Source organism: Streptomyces sp. CNX435 (genome assembly GCF_059570575.1).
In genome coordinates this window covers 1-17869 of record NZ_JCANTA010000018.1, presented here as the reverse complement: position 1 = coordinate 17869, position 17869 = coordinate 1, and the positions used below count along the sequence as shown (strand labels likewise).

The 17869-nt window shown below is 70.4% G+C and carries 16 protein-coding genes and 1 pseudogene; 1 reads left to right on the top strand and 16 read right to left on the bottom strand.

The window, feature by feature from the left end:
- Positions 1-54: 54 nt before the first annotated feature.
- Positions 55-1056: a TerC family protein gene (locus T328_RS25575; RefSeq protein ID WP_496498522.1), complete on the top strand. Its 1002-nt coding sequence runs from the start codon at positions 55-57 to the stop codon at positions 1054-1056.
- A 96-nt stretch (positions 1057-1152) separates the two neighbouring features.
- Here the strand turns inward: T328_RS25575 and T328_RS25570 are convergent, their stop codons facing one another.
- The 16 genes and pseudogenes from T328_RS25570 to T328_RS25495 all read right to left on the bottom strand — a co-directional run.
- A complete protein-coding gene (locus T328_RS25570) occupies positions 1153-2034 on the bottom strand; it encodes a hypothetical protein (RefSeq protein ID WP_496498521.1) in 882 nt (293 codons plus the stop codon).
- Complete coding sequence (locus T328_RS25565; protein WP_496498520.1) at positions 2031-5408, bottom strand: tetratricopeptide repeat protein; 3378 nt, start codon at positions 5406-5408, stop codon at positions 2031-2033. The genes T328_RS25570 and T328_RS25565 overlap by 4 nt, the downstream gene beginning before the upstream one ends.
- 22 nt (positions 5409-5430) lie before the next feature.
- A complete protein-coding gene (locus T328_RS25560) occupies positions 5431-6636 on the bottom strand; it encodes a S8 family serine peptidase (RefSeq protein WP_496498519.1) in 1206 nt (401 codons plus the stop codon).
- A 1-nt stretch (position 6637) separates the two neighbouring features.
- Positions 6638-7558, bottom strand: coding sequence for a P1 family peptidase (locus tag T328_RS25555; protein ID WP_496498518.1), 921 nt, complete (start codon positions 7556-7558; stop codon positions 6638-6640).
- An 8-nt stretch (positions 7559-7566) separates the two neighbouring features.
- Positions 7567-9054, bottom strand: a complete 1488-nt coding sequence (locus tag T328_RS25550; RefSeq protein ID WP_496498517.1) for an aldehyde dehydrogenase family protein — start codon at positions 9052-9054, stop codon at positions 7567-7569.
- A gap of 8 nt (positions 9055-9062) precedes the next feature.
- Positions 9063-10541, bottom strand: a complete 1479-nt coding sequence (locus tag T328_RS25545; protein WP_496498516.1) for a class I adenylate-forming enzyme family protein — start codon at positions 10539-10541, stop codon at positions 9063-9065.
- Between the two features lie 43 nt (positions 10542-10584).
- Positions 10585-10821 (bottom strand): phosphopantetheine-binding protein, encoded by a 237-nt coding sequence (locus T328_RS25540; RefSeq protein ID WP_496498515.1) that lies wholly within the window; start codon positions 10819-10821, stop codon positions 10585-10587.
- 9 nt (positions 10822-10830) lie between these two features.
- Positions 10831-12021 (bottom strand): hypothetical protein, encoded by a 1191-nt coding sequence (locus tag T328_RS25535; RefSeq protein WP_496498514.1) that lies wholly within the window; start codon positions 12019-12021, stop codon positions 10831-10833.
- A 302-nt stretch (positions 12022-12323) separates the two neighbouring features.
- Positions 12324-12605: a DUF397 domain-containing protein gene (locus T328_RS25530; protein ID WP_496498513.1), complete on the bottom strand. Its 282-nt coding sequence runs from the start codon at positions 12603-12605 to the stop codon at positions 12324-12326.
- Positions 12602-13471, bottom strand: coding sequence for a helix-turn-helix domain-containing protein (locus tag T328_RS25525; RefSeq protein ID WP_496498512.1), 870 nt, complete (start codon positions 13469-13471; stop codon positions 12602-12604). Before T328_RS25525 ends, T328_RS25530 begins: the two co-directional genes overlap by 4 nt.
- Before the next feature lie 209 nt (positions 13472-13680).
- Complete coding sequence (locus tag T328_RS25520; RefSeq protein ID WP_496498511.1) at positions 13681-14619, bottom strand: extracellular catalytic domain type 1 short-chain-length polyhydroxyalkanoate depolymerase; 939 nt, start codon at positions 14617-14619, stop codon at positions 13681-13683.
- Between the two features lie 66 nt (positions 14620-14685).
- Entirely contained in the window at positions 14686-15531 is an 846-nt protein-coding gene (locus T328_RS25515; protein WP_496498510.1) for a PaaX family transcriptional regulator, read from the bottom strand.
- A gap of 85 nt (positions 15532-15616) precedes the next feature.
- Positions 15617-15808, bottom strand: a pseudogene (locus T328_RS25510) (MBL fold metallo-hydrolase); the annotation flags it as partial.
- A 58-nt stretch (positions 15809-15866) separates the two neighbouring features.
- Positions 15867-16604, bottom strand: coding sequence for a hypothetical protein (locus T328_RS25505; protein WP_496498509.1), 738 nt, complete (start codon positions 16602-16604; stop codon positions 15867-15869).
- Positions 16605-16616: 12 nt separating this feature from the next.
- The gene (locus T328_RS25500) at positions 16617-17180 is read right to left on the bottom strand and encodes a hypothetical protein (RefSeq protein ID WP_496498508.1); all 564 of its coding nucleotides are present in this window, start codon (positions 17178-17180) and stop codon (positions 16617-16619) included.
- Positions 17181-17626: 446 nt separating this feature from the next.
- The coding region (locus T328_RS25495) for a transposase (RefSeq protein WP_496498507.1) at positions 17627-17869 on the bottom strand (243 nt) is incomplete at its 5' end.

Genomic DNA, 17869 nt, shown 5'->3' with positions numbered 1-17869 from the left:
GGCACGCCCGGCAACCATGACGCTGAACGATGCCGGACCTGCCGCGGAGGACGAGTGGACGTATCGCTGACCCTGTGGGTGCTCACGATCGTGGGCCTGTGTGCCCTGATCGGCACCGACTTCTTCGTCGGCCGGAAACCGCACGAGGTGTCGCTCAAGGAGGCCGGCACCTGGACGATCATCTGGATCGTTCTCGCCGGACTCTTCGGCATCGGGCTGTGGATCTGGGGCGACGGCCAGGCGTCCGGTGAGTTCTTCGCCGGCTACGTCACCGAGAAGTCCCTGAGCGTCGACAACCTCTTCGTCTTCGTGCTCATCATGGGCAAGTTCGCCGTCCCGCCGCAGTACCAGGCTCGGGTGCTCATGGTCGGCGTCCTCATCGCGCTGGTGATGCGCGCGGCCTTCATCGCCGCCGGCGCCGCGCTGATCGCGTCGTTCTCCTGGGTCTTCTACATCTTCGGCGCGTTCCTCATCTACACCGCCTGGAAGCTCGTCGAGGAGGCCAGGAACGAGGAAGAGGCAGGGGAGTGGGAGGAGAACCGGCTGCTCAAGGCGGTCGAGCGTCGCTTCGCCGCCACGGACAAGTACCACGGCACGAAGCTGTTCATCACCGAGAACGGCAAGCGGCTGATGACGCCGATGCTGATCGTCATGCTGGCGATAGGCACCACGGACCTGCTCTTCGCGCTGGACTCCATCCCCGCGATCTTCGGCCTCACCCAGGACCCCTACATCGTCTTCACGGCCAACGCCTTCGCGCTGATGGGCCTGCGGCAGCTGTACTTCCTGATCGGCGGCCTGTTGAAGAAGCTGGTCCACCTCTCCTACGGCCTGTCGATCATCCTCGGCTTCATCGGCGTGAAGCTGGTGCTCCACGCCCTGCACGAGTCCGGAGTCCACGTCCCCGAGATCAGCACGGCGGTGTCCCTGAGCGTCATCGGCGGCGTCCTGCTCGTCACGACGATCACGAGCCTCCGCGCCTCCCGCCGCATCGACGCGGAGGAGAAGGAGCACCCGGCAGAAGCGGCCCGCCGCCCCGGCACGGGCAACGACTGACGGACCCACGGTTGTGCCCTGCCCCGGAGGGTGTCCGGGGCAGGGCACGTACGACTCACCGCGTCAGCGGGGCCCCACCACCACCGCCGATCACCCTCACAGTGATTCCGTGCTGCGCCTGGACCAGCCCAACGGCCCCACGCGCGTCTGGTCCCCGGCGGTCCGAGCGCTCGCGTGGTGCGACGGCGGGCGGCGGAAACCGCAGCGCCATACGGGGCCGAGCAGGCGGTTGACGCCCCAGCGCAGCTTGTACGCGTACAGCGTGGGGGTGACCCCGTACCCGAGGTCGAGGGCGCGGGCGCCCGCCCGCCGGTAGTGCTCGATCATCGCCAGGTAGAGCAGATCGGACGCGCCCGTCGCGACGGGGGCGAACAGCGACCACCGGGCGAGCACCGTGCCGCGGGGCAGCGGCCGGCAGACCTGCAGACCGACGGGGCGCTCGCCGTCCAGGGCCAGGAAGCACCGGGCGCCCACGTAGAGCTCCGGGCGGGTGGCCAGCGCGATGATCTCCCGCTGCGGTGCGGGGATGTCCGGTCGTTCGAGATAGGACGGGAGAAGCAGGCGGAGGGGCTCCGGACCGGGGTACCCCTCTGCCGTCCTCAGCCCGTACCGGCTGTTCCGGGCCCGCTGGTGGTTGCGCTGCCGCCGGACCGCGGCATGGTCGTAGTCGGCCAGCTCGATCTGGAGCAGCCGGTCGTGCGCCGCGGGCACCCGCAGGTACCAGTGGTCCCAGCCGGGCGGCTCGATCAGAGCCGGGCCCCACAGGTGGAGCCGGGTGGCGCCCGCCTCAGCCGCCCATGCCGCGGCGTCCAGCAGTTCGGCCGCCGAGGGTGTGCGTTCGCCGGTCAGCGGCCAGCCGCAGAGGAACACCTCCGCGTCGTGCCGGTAGAGCAGCAGCCGGCCGCGCCGGACCGGTTCGCCGAGCACCGGGGACATCAGATCGCGGTCGTGGTCCAGGGTCCAGCCGGCGGCGATCACGGCGGGCCGCAGAACCGGGCCACCCGGTCGAGTTCGGCGGCGTGGAAGGACTTCAGGGTCCGGGCGGTCCGGCTGTCGTGCAGCTCGCGCAGCCGGTCCGGGCCGTAGGCGGCGTCCAGCGCGGAGTCGAGCCGCGCGTCGCCGAGCTGTCGCACCCGCTCCAGGTAGTCCATGCCGACGTACCAGTTGTACGCGAACGCCAGATCGGCGCCCTGCGCGAAGAGGGTGACGAGATCCGCGTCGCCGGGGATGGCCCTTCCGGGCCGAACGAGCCGGAGGGTGGAGAACACGGTGTCCGCCGCGGTGTTCAGGAAGCCGTTGTCGACGCAGGACGTGGTCAGGGCGCGCAGCTCGTCGTGCAACCGCTCCTGGTCGCCCGTGCCGCCGCCGGCGGTCAGGCACTCCTCGACCCGCACGGCCAGCCCGAGCGCCGTGAGCCGGGTCTGGAGGTAGATCGCCTGGGAGCCGGTCATCTCGGCCAGTCCGGCGTCGACCGCCTGCCGCGCGCGGTCCACCTCGCCCAGCGCCAGGTAGGTCTCGCCGAGGCAGCGCAGGCTGTCGGCCTGGAAGTAGGGGTGCTTCAGCCGGCGGCTGACCTCCACCGCCTCCTCGCCGCAGGCCACGCTGGCGGGGAAGTCTCCCGTCCGGCGGTGGTAGGCGCTCAGGTTCTGCAGGGTGACGGAGGTCATCTCGGGGTTGCCGGAGACCTGGGAGAGGTGCTCGCTGCGTTGCAGCAGTTCCCAGGCGAGCCCGTACTGCCGCACGCCGGTGTACAGCAGGCCGAGGTGGCCCAGCGGGTAGCACTCGCCGAGCGGGTTCTTCAGCGCGATCCACCGTTCCCGGCAGGCCAGCAGGGCGGACTCGCTGCCCCGCCAGTCGCCGGCGTGCCAGGAGAAGTACCCCACGCTGTTCAGGGCGTACGCCTCGCTCACCGGATCGCTGGTGGCCGCCCGCCTGGCCAGCTGCCTGACCTGCCGGATGGCGGCCGGGAACCGGCCCATCCGGTCGAGGGCCAGCCCGATCACGCCCTGGGAGCGGTTGTAGAAGTGGTTTTTTCCCAGGGTCCGGTTCAGATCCATGCTGGCCCGGGCCACCCGCTCGGCCTCCTCGAAGCGGCACAGGTACCACAGGGCCACGCTGTGCTGGTAGAGCAGCTCGGCCTTGAGCTCCTGATCGAGTTCGATGTCGGCGTCTCGCAGGATCTCCTCGTAGATCGCGACGCAGTCGGCGAAGTCGAAGCGCTGCCGGCTGACCGCGCCCTCGAAGAACCGCAGCCACAGTTGCGGCAGTTCGCCGTCGACGTCGCTCTCCCTGGCCACACGGATCACCGCGCCGCAGAAGTCCGGCCGGATCGCGAGTGCCGCGACCGTGAAGTACCTGCGGAGCTGATCGAAGCCGTCGGGGCCGTTCGCGGACAGCGTGTGGTAGAGCCACTCAAGGAATCTGGGCCCGCCCTCGGTGAACGGCCCCGGCTGGTTCCGGTAGTGATCGGCGGCCCGGACGTGCAGCGTGCGGTACGTGCTCGGCTCCTGGCGGCGCAGGTCGCGCAGGATGAAGTCGCGGACGCTGTCGTGCAGCGCGTAGCCGTGCTCCACGTGCTTCACGAACCGGATGGCGAGCATCGCGTCGATGGTCTGCTCGCTGCCGAGCCGCAGTTCGTTGAGCGTCTCCCGGTTGAACCGGCGGAAGATCGCCAGGTGCTGCAGCAACCGCCGCTCCGGGCCCGCGAGTTCCTCCATGAACACCTTGACCATCCGGTCCACCACGAAGGCGTCCACCGCGCCGTTGGAGACCGGCGGTTCGGCCGATGCCCAGGCGATGCTCTCCGCAGCGAGTTCGATGGCCAGCGGGATGCCCCCGGCCGAGGCCAGGATCCGGTCCTGGCTGGCGGGGTCGGTGATCCCGATCCGGCTGATCATCCGCGCCCCCTCCGCCTCGGACAGCGGCCCCAGTTCCCGGACCCTGACCCGGCCCGGCGACAGCCGCCACGCCTGGGAGATGTCGTCCCGGCCCGCGGTCATCAGGCGCACCCCCGGGCATTCGGGCAGCACCTCCCGCCACAGCCATTCGCCCAGGTGGGCCGGTGCTCTCTCGGTACGGTCGAGGGCGAGGCAGAGCCGGTATCCCGCGGCGCCCAGGTCGGCGGCGAAGGCGCGGGTCATCCTCGGCAGCGGGTTGACGAACAATTCGCGGTCGGCCGGTGACAGCGCCTCGAAGATGGGCATCGTCTGGGCCGCCCCCGGCGCCTCCCCCTGTGTGAGCCTGCTGGCCGAGCCGATCTCGCCCCCGTCGCCCGTGGGCTGCAGGTCGGCCAGCTTGGACAGGAACAGGATGGCCTGCCGGTTCAGGTCCGGCCGCAGCAGCAGGCCGCGTTCGAGATCGGCGTACCGGCCGCTCTCCCGCAGGTAGTTCGGGAAGCCGATCCGCTGCGGCAGCAGCTCGGTGACCAGCCTGCGCAGCAGGTCCAGCGGACTGCGGATGAAGGCCACGTCCACGTAGACGGAGCCGGGCACCCGGTCGAGCATCTGGCGCAGCAGGGCGGTCTTGCCGATCCCGCCGTGCCCGACCAGGTGCACCGGGGGCAGTTGGCGTTCGCCGGTGGTGTGCTCAAGGAGCAGGTCCTGCAGGCCCACCCGGCCGACGAACAGCCGCTCGCTCTGGTGCGGCAGGCTGGAGTCGAACAGCGTGCCGGGCGGTGAGGGCGCCGCCGCCTGCCCTTCGCCAAGCGCCTGTCGCAGGCTCGCGGCGTCGATGAACTGGGCGATGCGGCTATCGGCGTTCCGGTCAGCCTCGACGATCATGCCGACGGCGGCCCGCTGCTCCGGATCGTAGACGGCGCCGCCGCTGAAGCCGCCGGTGATCCGGGCGCCGGTGGTCCGCTGCCCGTCGAACTGAGCCCGCCCGCCCGGCTGAGGGCCGACCACCTTCCCGAACGCCCACTCACCGTCCGGATGGCTGCGCCAGGAGCCGTCGGCGAGTGCCGTGCCGCGAAAGCCGTACACCTGGACCGCCGCGCCGGGCCGGTACGGTCCCCACCGCATCCGGCCGACCTCCACCGGGGCGGGCTCGTCCAGTCGGATCACGGCCACGTCGGCGGGCTCTCCGTCGAGGGACCGGCCGGGTGGGAACCATCGGTCAGGGTCGACGTACCCGTCCAGGCACAGGGCCCGATCATGGAAGGGGAAGCAGATCCGCAGCCGGGCCGGCCGGCCGTCGCGCTGCCAGCCGACGCCGAGCGCCAGGTCGACGACGTGGGCACACGTCACCACTTCCCGGTCGGCGGTGAGCAGTCCCATCCCGAGCACCCGCGGCCGGAACCCGGCCTGACCCGCCGGGACCACCGCGCAGACGCCACTGGTTTCCACGGTTCTCACCCGCGATCCTCCTGTGATCGCACTATCGGGGGGCCTGCACCACGCCGAGGCCGTAGTCGCCGCGCACCCGTCTGGGTACGGGGATCACGTGCCGTTCGAGTTCCCGCCGGACGTCCGCCGTCCAGTGCGGCGTCCGGGTGCCGTCGGGGAACTGCTGCTGTATCCACAGCGCCAGCACCCCGGCGACGTGCGGCACCGCCATGCTGGTGCCGCTCAGGCGGGTCAGCCCGGACCCCAGGGCCGCCGAGCAGATCCCGACGCCCGGCGCGGAGACGTGGCAGCCGGTGTTCGAGAACGGGGCGACGGCGAACGGAGTCTCCCCGGCCTCGGCCGGTCCGACTGCGCCGACGGAGAGGAAGCCGTCCGCGGCAGCCGGCGGGGCGACGCCGACCGTGTGGTGCGGCGTCCCGTCGCGGCGGCTCTCGTTGCCGGCCGCCGCGACGACCAGCGCACCGCGGCCGAGGGCGGCGTACGCCTCGATCGCGGCGGCCAACCGGTCGAACAGCCGAAGGTTGGCCCGGTAGGCGTACAGGGCCCGGGAGGTGGCCACCTCGGCAGGCAGCCCGCTGCCGGCCAGCCGGGCGACCATGCCGGGATAGTCGATACCCAGCGACATCGAGATGACGTCGGCCCCCTGGCGAAGCGACCACTCGATCGCGTTGACCAGCGTCTCGGTGGAACCGCCTGCGGGGCCGAGTACCTTGCCGATGAGGACCCGGTCGACGCCGCCCGCAACGCCGATCCTGACCCCGTCCACCGGGGAGCCAACGAGGGTGGCCGCGACGTGAGTGCCGTGGCCGTGCGTGTCGGTCCCCCCGGGCACGCCGCGCTCGTCCTCGGTGAAGTCCATCAGGTCCCGCGGGCCGATCTGCCGGCCGGCGAACGCAGGAGAGCGCAGGTCGATACCGGTGTCGAGCACCGCGACGGTCACCCCGGCCCCGGTGAACGGCGAGCGGTGGGCGCCGATGGCCTCCAGGCCCCAGGTGCTGCCGGTCTCCGGCCCGCGTTCCGGCGCGGCGAGCGGCTCGACCAGCGCCAACGGGATGGACGGCACCAGATCCTCGACGGCCGGGCTGCCGGCCAACTCGTCGGCCTCCCGGTCGGTCAGCTCGACGCTCTCCGCCGCGAACGGTAACGGCCCGTCGTCCTGGGCCGCCGACACCCCCACCGGTTCGAGGAAGGGGTCCGCGGCGGCGGCAGGGCGCCCGCGCAGCACGAGGTACCTCACGTCACACGGCCCGCACGGCGTTGAGGATCGCGAGTTCGACCGCTTCGGCACCCGCGCTGCCGAGCAGGTCGACCGGGCAGCTCAGTTCGCTGTCCAGCTTCCCGGTGGCGAAGATCGCGTCGCCGTCGACGCTAGTGTGCGCCGGCGACACCGCGCGCGCGATCCCGTTGTGAGCCAGGGTGGCGACCCGGTTGGCCTCCTCCTTGGTGAGCCGGGCGTTGCAGCTGACCACGCCGATCAGGGTGTTGGTGCCGTACCTGAACGAGGAGGCGCCGGTCTGGCCGGCCTTCTGCCGCGCATAGGTGTCGACGAACGCGCCGGATTCGTCACGGGCGCCGGCGACGATCCTGCCGGTGCTGCGGTCGATCACGTCGCCGTAGGCGTTCACGACGAGCAGCGCCCCGACCTTGACGCCGCCGTTGAGTGTGACCAGCGCTGTGCCGACGCCGCCCTCGGAGGCGAAGCGGATCCCGTTGAGCTTGCCGACGGCGGCACCGGTGCCGGCGCCGACTCGCCCGGTCTCGAAGACGCCGTCCCGGGCGTCCTCGCACGCCTTGACGCCCATCGCGAGGTTGGGCCGCACGTCGGGGCTGCCGACGGCCAGGTCGAAGATCACCGCGGCCGGCACGATCGGGATACGGGCCACGCCGACGTCGTAGCCGCGGCCGACGCCCTCCAGGTACCGCGTCACGCCCATCGCGGCCTCAAGCCCGTAGGAGCTGCCGCCGGTCAGCAGGACGGCGTGGACCTCCGGCATGGTGGAGGTGGGCCGCAGCAGGTCGGTGTCCTTGGTCGAGGGATTGGCGCCACGGACGTCGACGCCGGCCACCGTCGGCTCGTCGAAGATCACCACTGTACAGCCGGTCTGGTGCTCGTGATCCGAGCAGTGCCCCACCCGGATCCCACCCACTTCGGTCAGCATGTCCGCCCCTATCCCGCGATCCACACGCTCTTGGGGAGCGTCACGAAGTCCAGCATGTTGCGCCCCCATTCGGTACCCACGCCGCTGTGGCCCCAGCCGGTCCAAGGCGACGCGATGTCGAAGGGCCCGAAGGTGTTCACCCAGACCGTGCCAGCCCTGAGCCGCTCGGACACGCGCCGCGCGGTGCCGAGGTCCCGGGTCCAGAGGCCGGCGGCCAAGCCGTAAGCGGAGTCGTTGGCCAGCTCGACGGCCTGGTCCGGGGTCGCGAAGCGCAGCACGCTCAGCACCGGGCCGAAGATCTCCTCCCGGGCGATCCGCATGCCGTTGTCGACGCCGGTGAAGACGGTCGGCTCAAGGAAGAAACCGCGCTCGCCCCAGCGTCGACCGCCCGTGACCAGCTCGGCGCCCTCGGCCAGCCCCAGCTCGACGTATCGCAGGTTGCGCGCCAGCTGCTCGGCCGAGATCAGACAGCCCATCTGTGTCTCCGGCTCCAGCGGGTCGCCGAGCCGGAGTTCCCTGGCGGACCGCACCAGCCGGTGCAGCACCTCGTCGTAGATCTCGTCCTGGACCAGCAGCCGCGAGCCGGCGTTACAGACCTCGCCCTGGTTGTAGAAGATGCCGGAACACGCCGACGGGATCGCGGCATCCAGGTCCGCGTCGGCGAAGAGGATGTGCGGCGACTTGCCCCCACACTCCAGGGATACGGGCTTCAGGCCCCGGCTGGCGGCCCGCATCACCAGCCGGCCGGTCTCGGTCGAACCGGTGAACGCGATCGCGTCGACCCCGTCCTGCTCGCACAGCGCCGCGCCGGCTTCCTCGCCGACGCCGGTGAGGACGTTCCACACCCCGTCAGGGATACCGGCCTCGGCGCACAGCCGGGCCAGCAGCAACGCCGTCAGCGGGGCCCACTCGGCCGGCTTGTGCACCACGGTGTTGCCCATGGCGATCGCCGGCACGGTCTTGAAGGTGGCCTGGGTGGTCGGAAAGTTCCACGGGGTGATCGCGGCGACCACCCCGACGGGTTCATGGGTGACCACGTTCAGGTGCTTAGACTTCAGCGGCACCACCTCGCCGTGGAACTTGTCGGCCCAGCCGGCGTAGTACTCGAAGACCTCGGCGGCCGTCGGCGCCGCCCACTGCGACTCCCGGACGGGTTTCCCGTTGTCGAGCGATTCGATCAGTGCGAACTCCTCCTGGTGCTGCCTGATCAACTCGGCCACCCGGAACAGGTACCGGGCCCGCTCCCGGCCGCTCAGTCGCGGCCACGGCCCGCGGTCGAACGCGTCACGGGCCGCGGCGACGGCGGCCACCGCGTCCGCCGGGCCGCCGGCCGGCACCGTGACGATCCCCGACTCGGTGTAGGGGTCGATCACCTCCAGGGTGCGTCCGTCAGCGGCCCCAGACCAGGCGCCCCCCACCCACATCTGGTCGGGGAGGGGCAACTGCGCCGCCCTCTCCCTCAGGTCGGAGGCCCCCGAGATCTGCCACCCTGCCACGTCGTCTCCTACTCCGGCCGCTCTGGGCCGTCCGTGTCCGTGTCCGTATCTGTCTCTGCCGTCAGGCTGTCGCGGAGGATCTTCCCGGACGGAGTGCGCGGAATCCTGGCCACCGGGTGGATTCGTGCCGGCAGCCACGCCTTCGGCAGCTCCGCCTGGAGCAGGTCCGCCAGCTCCGCCGGTTCGGTGGTCGGATCGCTGTGCCGGTTCCGCCAGACCACGAACAGCTCGACCACCTGGCCGTAGAACGGGTCGGGCCTGCCGACGGCCGCCGCGTCGGCGATCCCCGGATGCCGGTGCGCGACGCGTTCGACATCCTCGGGCTGGATGTTCTCCCCGCCCTTGATGATCACGTCCTTCGCCCGGCCGCTGATGGTCAGGAACCCGTCCTGGTCGAACGATCCGATGTCGCCGGTGCCGAGCCAGCCGTCCACGACGGGCAGCCCGTAGCCGCGGGTGTCGCCCGTGTCGCCGACGTAGCCCTGCATCAGGGCGCCGCCGCGGAGCCAGATCGCCCCGCGCTCGCCGGGCGCCAGCGGCCGGCCCGCCGGGTCACGGATCTCGATCCGGGTGCCGGGAAGCGGCCGGCCGACCGTGCCCGGCCGCCGGTGCTGGGGCGTCTCCATGGCGGAGACGCAGGTCGCTTCGGTCAGGCCGTACTCCTGCAGCACGCGGACGGCGAAGCGGCGCTCGAACTCGGCCAGGGTCTCCGCGGGGATAGGGGCCGCGCCGCAGATCACATAGCGCAGCGAGGAGGTGTCGGGCGGGTGCTCCGGTGGCAGCGCGAGCAGGGTCAGCATCACCGTGGGCACCAGGTCGACGTACTCGATCCGGTGGCCGGCGATCACGGACCAGAACCCGGCGAGCGCGGTCAGGCTGTAGTCGCCGCCGACGTACACGGTGGACCCCGTGAGCAGCGGGATCAGGATGTTGAAGACCTGGCCGTTCGTGTGGTGGGGCGGCAGGATGCCCAGCAGGCGTGAGGAGTTGATGCCGGCCGCGGCGGCCACGTCCCCGGCGTTGTCGATCAGGCTGCGGGCGCTCAACCGGACGCCCTTCGGCCGTCCCGTGGTGCCGGAGGTGAACAGGACCACGCCGGTCTCGTCCAGCGGGACGGGCAGGACCGGGCCGGGACCGGGCCGCAGGTCCGCTTCCGTGAGCCGGCGCACCCGGCAGCCGGGCTCCGCGGTCGGCAGATCGGTGAGGAGGCAGTCCGCGTGGGCCACGGCCGTGATCCGTTCCAGGGCGTCGGCGGGCAGGGCCGGGCTGACGGGGATGATGGTGGCCCCGCAACGGAACAGCGCCAGGTAGGCGATCGTGAACAGGAACGGGGAGCGGAACCGCAGCAGCACCCGGCTGGAACCGACCGGGAGCGCCGACGCCAGCCCGCCGCTCAGTCCGGGTAACTCGCCGAAGGTGACCGTCCGCCCGGAACGCAGATCCACCAGCAGGCGCCGATCCGGGTGCCGGGCGCATAACTCATCCACGAGCGCCGCTCGTTGCCCTCTCGATGCCGGCGCTGTCACCGGATTAGCCCACCTTTGAGTCGAGCTTCTGCCGGACCATGGTGATCAGGCCGTCGAGCGTACCGAAGTTCGTCGCGTCGATGTCGGCCAAGCCGACTCTGATGCCGAAGGTCCGCTCCAGATAACGGGCGAGCTCGATCAGATCCAGCGAGTCGAGCACGTCCAGGATGGCGTCCGGGTGCGCGAGCAGCACGCCGTCGCGGAACCGGCCCAGGGACGCGCTGATCGGAATGTCGGTCACATCGGCTCCCTAGAGGCGGTCGGTGGCGCGGGTGGCCAGCGTCGCGTCGAGGACGTGTCCCTCGCGGTCCAACCAGCCGGGGCCGAGCACCTCGGTCGCCATGGCCCGGAATCCGGCCCGTACGCGGTCGGTCAGGGGAGGCGTGATGGCCGCGGCCTCCGCCTCCAGCTCGCGTCGCCAGACGTCCCGGCAGGCGCAGGTCAACCCGCCCAGCTTCGCCACCGGCTCGGGTGAGCGGGTGGCGACGAACGCGTCCAGCAGGCCGACGACCCGCTGATAGCAGTCGGGGCAGCTGAAGGGGATGCGGTGCCGCTTCGCATCCGCGTCCGCTGCGGGCACGTAGTACGCCTTGTGCCAGGCCACCGAGATCCGGCGCAGCTCCTCGGCCGAGAATCGGGACAGCACCTCGACCAGGCTCCACAGCGAGGGCGGGCTGAATTGCCCGTGCTCCCAGAACCAGTGGGTGACGGTGCCCGGTTTGACGTGCACGGGGAACAGGTATGCCTCGTCGACGCCGTGGCCGAGGACCCAACGGAGCGAGTCGACGGCGTCCTCGATCGCCTCCGCGGCGGTGAGGAGTGGAACGCCGAGCAGCACGTTCGTGGAGAACCCGAGGCCGTGCGCGTGGGCTGTGGCCAGTGCCGAGAGGAAGGTGCCGGTCGGCAGGTCCTTGTTCAGGCAGTTCCGGCGGAGCCAGGGGTTCGCCGACTCCAGGCCACAGACGATCAGCGCCTTCCGGTCGTCACCGATCAGCTCCCGGTGCAGCCGGACCGCGTCCGGGGTGATGTAGTGCGCCTGCGCCTCGGTCTTGAAGCTGTGGCTTGCGCGGTCGCGGACCAGGGCCATGATCCCGCGGTATGCCTCGATCGGCACCTCCACGCGGTCGAACATGCTTCCCGAGGGCGTGACGAGCAGCTTGTCCTCCTGCCCGACCTCGGCCTCGGCGAGCGCCGCCCGCACCCCGGCCACCATGGTCTCCACCTGGACCTTCTGGCTGTGGCCGTAGTTGCACATCGTGCAGCCGCCGCGCAGGAAGAAGCGACAGCCGGCGGTCTTGAACCAGATCTCCGCCTCCCGGCGGCCGTCATCGACCGCGGTTCTGACCAGGTAGTCGCGCATCAGCCGGGGTGCGGTCCGCACCAGCTTCGCCGAGACGGAGCTGAGGAATGCGTTGTGCTCGGGGCTGAACTCATACGACATGGCTGGCCGTCCGTATCCAGCTGACTTTGTGGCCGACGTGACCAAACTGTACCCGGCACCGTGTCGATACAACCGGCGACGATTGGCCATAGAGCCGTCGGGCTGCACTGGTGGACGGTCAGCAGGTATTTATCGGGGGTGGGGGCGGGATCTTTGCCTACGTGGGTGTCGTAAGGTCCATTCCTGCCACGCGACGCTGTCGTATTCGCGTGATCCGTTGTGCCGTTTCACCAACGCAGCCCGCTCACACGTGTGCCCTGCCCCGGAGGGCGTCCGGGGCAGGGCACGTACGACTCACCGCGTCAGCGGGGCTCCTGGGTCGCCGCGAAGGCGACGAACGAGGCCCATGCCTCGGGCGAGACCGTGAGGACGGGGCCGGAAGGATCCTTGGAGTCGCGCACGTGCACGTGTTCGGGCGCGACGGCCACCTCTACGCAGTTGCCGCCGCCTGATCCGCTGTAGCTGCTCTTCGTCCACGCGACGGCCACCTCGACGCAGTTGCCGCCGTCCGACCCGCTGTAGCTGCTCTTCACCCATGCCAACTCATGCGAACTGGCTGCGTCCGCTGCCTGCTCCACGCTCATAGCTCTCCTGCCAGGCGGTCGATGAACTGTGCCGATTCATCGGGGTTCAGTGCCAGTGAGCGCATCTTTCCATACCGGTGAGTGAACGCGCTGACCTGTTCAGGGTCGGAGACGACGAACCCGGCCTCCTGCGACTCCACGTACCCCAACACCTCGTGCTCCGCCGTTTCCATGACAACCATGGGCCCGTTCAGCCCGGGGTGGAAGCCGCAGGTCCAGGGCATCACCTGGATCTCCACATGCGGCAGCTCCGCATGCTTGAGCAGCGCCTCCAGCTGTTCCCGTTGTACTCGCTTCCCGCCCACCGAGTTGCGCAGCGCCGCCTCGCCGATGATGAAGCACAGCTCCACCGGCTTCGTCCGCGTGAGCAACCTCTGCCGCGCCAGACGGGCCTCCACGCTCAGCTCGATCTCGTCCTCCGACAGCGGCGGACAGTGTGCCGAGAACAACGCGCGCGCGTAGTCCTCCGTCTGCAACAGCCCCGGTACCAGCAGCGGGTCCCAGTCGTATCGGCTCAGCGCCTCCTCCTCCAGAAGCGCCACGTTCCGGAAGAACTCCGGCAGCTTCGCCCGGTCCACGTCGTCCTGGAGCACCATCAGCGTGCCCTGTGCGTCGAGTTCCCGCTCCGCGCCACGGGTGAAGGCCAGCTTCGCCGGGCGCCTGGCCTGTTCGATGGCGGCGACCGTGTCGGTGGAGTAGCCCACCGCCTCGCCGAGTTGGGGCTGTGTCATGCCCGCGCGGTCGCGGTGCAGTTTGAGCAGCTTTGCGTATGCGATCCAGATGGGCGGTACACAGTCCCTGTCCCTCCGGACTCTCTTTTCCGGCTTGCGCTGCTGCCTCGCCCGCTCGCTGCCGTCCGTGCCCATGCGCGTCACCCTTCGTGAGATGCCGACGCGGCCAGGCTATTCACGTAATCGAGCGACTACCCTACGAAGTCAGAATTCGCCACCCACGAGCCACCCACGAGGGTGACATCGGCTGCCGCCAGCCGTGCTTCCGCCGGACGGCCGGGGGGAAGCCGTCAGTGCGGGACCGCACTGCGGCTCCCTCCCCCGTCAAGTCCCGCCATAGGCGGTCAGGTGCCGACGATGCCGAAGAACGACACCGCCGCGGCGGCCATGCCGCTCATGGGCAGGCTGTGGCCGGCGCCCTGGACGCTGATGGCCTCGACCTGCACGGTCCCGCTTGAGTCGGCGAACCGGTCTCGCGTCCAACCGGGTTGCGGCTGGTCCGTCGAGGTCGGGGTCTGATTCAGCTCGAAGACGTTGGTCCATTGGTCGACCGCTTCCCGCTGAAGCTGGTACGGCACGAGGGGGTCTACGGTGCCGTGCCACAGCTGTACCCGGGGGCGGGCGCCGGTGTAGTCCGGGTACGCCGCGCGGACCGCGTCACCCCACTCCTGCGGGGTCCTGTCCATGCTGCCGTTCACGCACCGGCTCGTGGCGGGCGGGAAATCGGCCTCGTTGGCGAAGCAGGTGAAGGGAACGCCCATGAACGACGCCCCGGCCTTGAACACGTCCGGGTAGACGGCGAGCAGGGCTTGCGTCTCCATTCCGCCGGACGAGCTGCCGGTGGCGAAGACCCGTGCAGGATCGCCGCCGTACTGCCGCTCCGCGTAGCCGACCATCGAGACGATCGACGCGGGATCGCTGCCGCCGCCGTGGATCTTGGACTCCGGTGACCACACGTCGAAGCAGTTGCCCATCGCCGTCTGCTTCGTCGCGGTCGGGTAGATGACGACGAACCCGTACTGATCGGCCAGCGAGATGAACTCGCTGGTCCCGGCGAAGCCCGGACCCGAGCCGCCGCAGCCGTGCATGGCGACAACGATCGCCGGGCTGGCGGGAGTGGAATCCGGAACGTAGATGTGCATACGCAGATTGCCGGGATTATCGCCGAAGTCGGTTACCTCGACGAGTTCGGCCGCGGTTGCCGACGCCGGGACGGCGATGCCGGCGAGGGCGATCAGTAAGCCGCTGGCGATGGCGGCGAGTGCGGCTCTGATGCGAGTCATGCTGCCTCCTGTTCTGGCCCCGCGCGCATCAAGCTAGGCAGCTTTGAAACGACCGTCAATGATGTGTCAAATATTGGCCGAAGGGTGCTGTGCCCCTGCGTCGGCGATGGTCGCGAGCCGCGCCGCGGCGAGTTCGTCCGCGGGGCCGATCAACTCGGCCTGCAGGGTCCGGAACATCTCCTGTGCCCGCACACCCGGCCAGTCCGGCGGCAGCAGGGCGGGAGGCAGCCGCGGGTCCTGGCGGATCAGCAGCAACCACTCCGCCGTCATCCGCGTCCGCTGCGACAGCGCGTCCAACTCACCGAAGGCACCGCCCGACCAGCGGTCGAGGAAACCCCGGTAGCTCGCGGCGAGCGCCCGCAGGTCCCACGCCTCCCGGGCGATCTTCGCCGGGTCGCTCCACATCGCCGCCTCGCCCCGGAAGACCGCCGCATGGTCGAGCAGGTCCAGCTCGGCCAGCACCTGCGAGACGTCCGTCGTGCCCGGCGAGACCCACAGCCCACTGCGCAGGGGGGCGAACCCGGCCCACCCCAGCCGGATCCGCAGCGCGTGACGGTCGGCGCGCCGCGTCTCCGGCACGGAGAACGCCAGCAGAGTCCAGCGGCCGTCCCACTCCCGGTCCACGATCTCGGCCTCCAGCTTGCGCTGGCCGTCGCGCAGCACCGCGTCCCCGCGCGGTGTCAGCCCGTAGAAGACCTGACGGCCACGGCGTATCGGCCGCAGGAGGCCGCGGCGTGCCATCCGGGCCACGGTGGCGCGCGTGGCGTGCTCGCCGACCCCCAGCCGGTTCAGCACCGCGATGATGCTGCCCGCGGCGACGGCCACGCCGCGGCCGAGCACCTGGTCGCCGAACAGGGCAAGCAGAAGCGTCTGGGGGCGCACGACCCGCCCGACGTCATCCGATGCGTCCACCGGCTCCCTCCACGGTCCCTCCCGCCGGTGCGGGGCTGCGACAGGTTACCTCCGCCGAGGGTGTCGGCCGCTTGGATCTTCGCCCTCACCAGCCGTGTTCGCGCCACTCCGGCAGGTGCGGGCGCTCCGCGCCCAGGGTGGTGTCGTCGCCGTGGCCCGGGTAGACCCAGGTCTCGTCGGGGAGTTCGGCGAAGATCTTCGTCTCCACGTCGTGCAGGAGGGAGGCGAAGCGCTCCGGGTCGTCCCAGGTGTTGCCCACGCCGCCGGGGAACACCAAAGCCCCCGGGCAACACATATGTGAGGGCTCAGCTTGAGGATCGGCTACGGGGCGCGTGTCAGCTCTCCGGACCGAAGTCCTGCCGCACGGTGGGCTGCGCGGTGTTCAGCGCGCCGGCGAGGTCAGCCACCGACTTGCCGTTCATCGCGTCCTCGATGGAGGGGCCGTCCGGTCCGCCGTCCGAGTCCTCGGACTTCGCGGCGGCCTGCTCGCTCCCCTCGGACTCGCCATTGCCGATCACCCCGCCGTCGTACGGCAGCACGGAGTTCTCCCCGAGCCCGCGCCACTGCCCGGGGATGGTCTCCGCCCCGTCGGTGAACTCGGGCTCCCATACGAGGGCCATGATATAGGTGTGCCCGAGCTCGATGCGCGGCTGGTCCTCCATCGCCATCCGGGTCTTGCCGTCCCCGTCGAACGCCCAGCCGTCGGCCGGCCAGGTGAAGTCCGGGTCCGGGGCCGGCTTCGCCGCGCCGTCGCGGGACCACACCGTGTCCATGACCTCGAGGGTGACCTCGCGCGGCAGGTAGCCCTCCCCGGCCTTCCGCTCCTCCTCGGTCGCCGGGAGCTCCCGCTCCGACTCGGCGGTGACGACCACCACGTGGTCGGCGTAGGTCACCCAGTCCGACGCCGTGTGGTTCGGGAGCCGGTCCGCCCCGTGCGACATGACGATGTCGTCCGTGCCGTCCGTGGCGCGCGTGGCGCTTGTCTGTCCGTTGTCCGTGCCGCAGGACGCCACGAGCAGCATCGAGGCGAGTACTCCTCCGGCCGAGGCGACGGCCCATAGTCTGCGTTGCATTGCTGACCCCTCTCAGTAGACGGAGTTGATGTTCTCTTTCTGGTTCGCCCGGAGCTTCGCGTCGCTGTTGACCGGCGTCTTCATGCAGCCGAGGATGTCGGCAGTGTTCGAGGTCTGGGGGTCGGCGTTGTACCCGTGCAGCAACCCCACGGCGTGCCCCGACTCATGGCAGGTGAGCCCGTAGGTGTAGTGACCCGGCTCGATGCGCGCATACTGCTGATCGCACTCGTGTGTGTCTCCCGCCTGGTCGTTGCACCAGGTCCGGCCATTGGCGCTGCCGGACACCGAGCCCTCCTGGTAGATGAGGTCCGTCTCCGAATCTCCCGTGTAGACGGGCGAGTCCGGGAAGTGGACGGCCAGGTCGGTGGGGCTGTACTGCTCCCGCAGCACATCGTGCACCCTGGACTTGTCGGTCGACTCGAGGGAATTCTGCCGGTAGACCCGCCAGTTGGCGTTGTCCGTCCTGCAGACCCCGCCCCCTCCGTCCGAGTCGGTCTGCTGGCAGGGCCGGTCGTAGCGCGGGTTCGGCACCATGTTGTAGACCTCGGCGGCCCACGCGGCGCTTGCAGTGATCACCAGAGCTGCGGCGGCGGCCGGCACCACCAGACCCCGCCGCCTGGGTATCCGTTTTCTGACGGCCGTAGCCGACCGGGTCTTGGGTGCATGCACCGTCACGGCATTCAACTCCCTGAGCTTGAGTCAGCTGAAGTCCGAGATCCCGGCCTGAGTCCGAGATCTCGGCGTACGGTGTAATCCTCGGTGGCCGACCTTGGTGAAGACCTGAACGGAATCTGACGGCCGGGCCGCCGCGTCCCGGGAAACGCAGAAGCTCCAGGCGGAGAACGCGGAGAGTCTGATCAAGTACTACGCGAAGAACGACCAGCACACCCACGCGGAGATCCAGCAGGTCTTTGCCGAGATCGTCACCCACTACTGGGATGACCTCAAGACCTCGGTGTCGGATCCGGCGCTCCCCCGCCAGGGTGTGTCCAGTAGACGGCTGATCTGCGGTTGGTTGGTGGTCAGCGCCTGGCTGCGGCCAGGCGTCCTTCGAAGGCGATCTCGAAGGCGTTCAAGGGGGCTTTCCAGCGCATCATCCAGCGTCGGCGGCCTTTTCCCGTGGGATCCAGCGACATCAGCGCCATGTAGATGCACTTCAGGGCGGCCTGCTCGTGGGGGAAGTGGCCGCGGGCGCGGACGGCCTTGCGGATGCGGGCGTTGACGCTCTCGATGGCGTTCGTGGAACAGATCACCTTGCGGATCTC

What these genes read in the sequence shown, in the direction of transcription:
- T328_RS25555 (WP_496498518.1), bottom strand. Translation starts at nt 7,558, where the DNA reads ATGCTGACCGAAGTGGGTGGGATCCGGGTGGGGCACTGCTCGGATCAC.
- T328_RS25535 (WP_496498514.1), bottom strand. Translation starts at nt 12,021, where the DNA reads ATGTCGTATGAGTTCAGCCCCGAGCACAACGCATTCCTCAGCTCCGTC.
- T328_RS25530 (WP_496498513.1), bottom strand. Translation starts at nt 12,605, where the DNA reads ATGAGCGTGGAGCAGGCAGCGGACGCAGCCAGTTCGCATGAGTTGGCA.
- T328_RS25525 (WP_496498512.1), bottom strand. Translation starts at nt 13,471, where the DNA reads ATGGGCACGGACGGCAGCGAGCGGGCGAGGCAGCAGCGCAAGCCGGAA.
- T328_RS25520 (WP_496498511.1), bottom strand. Translation starts at nt 14,619, where the DNA reads ATGACTCGCATCAGAGCCGCACTCGCCGCCATCGCCAGCGGCTTACTG.
- T328_RS25505 (WP_496498509.1), bottom strand. Translation starts at nt 16,604, where the DNA reads ATGCAACGCAGACTATGGGCCGTCGCCTCGGCCGGAGGAGTACTCGCC.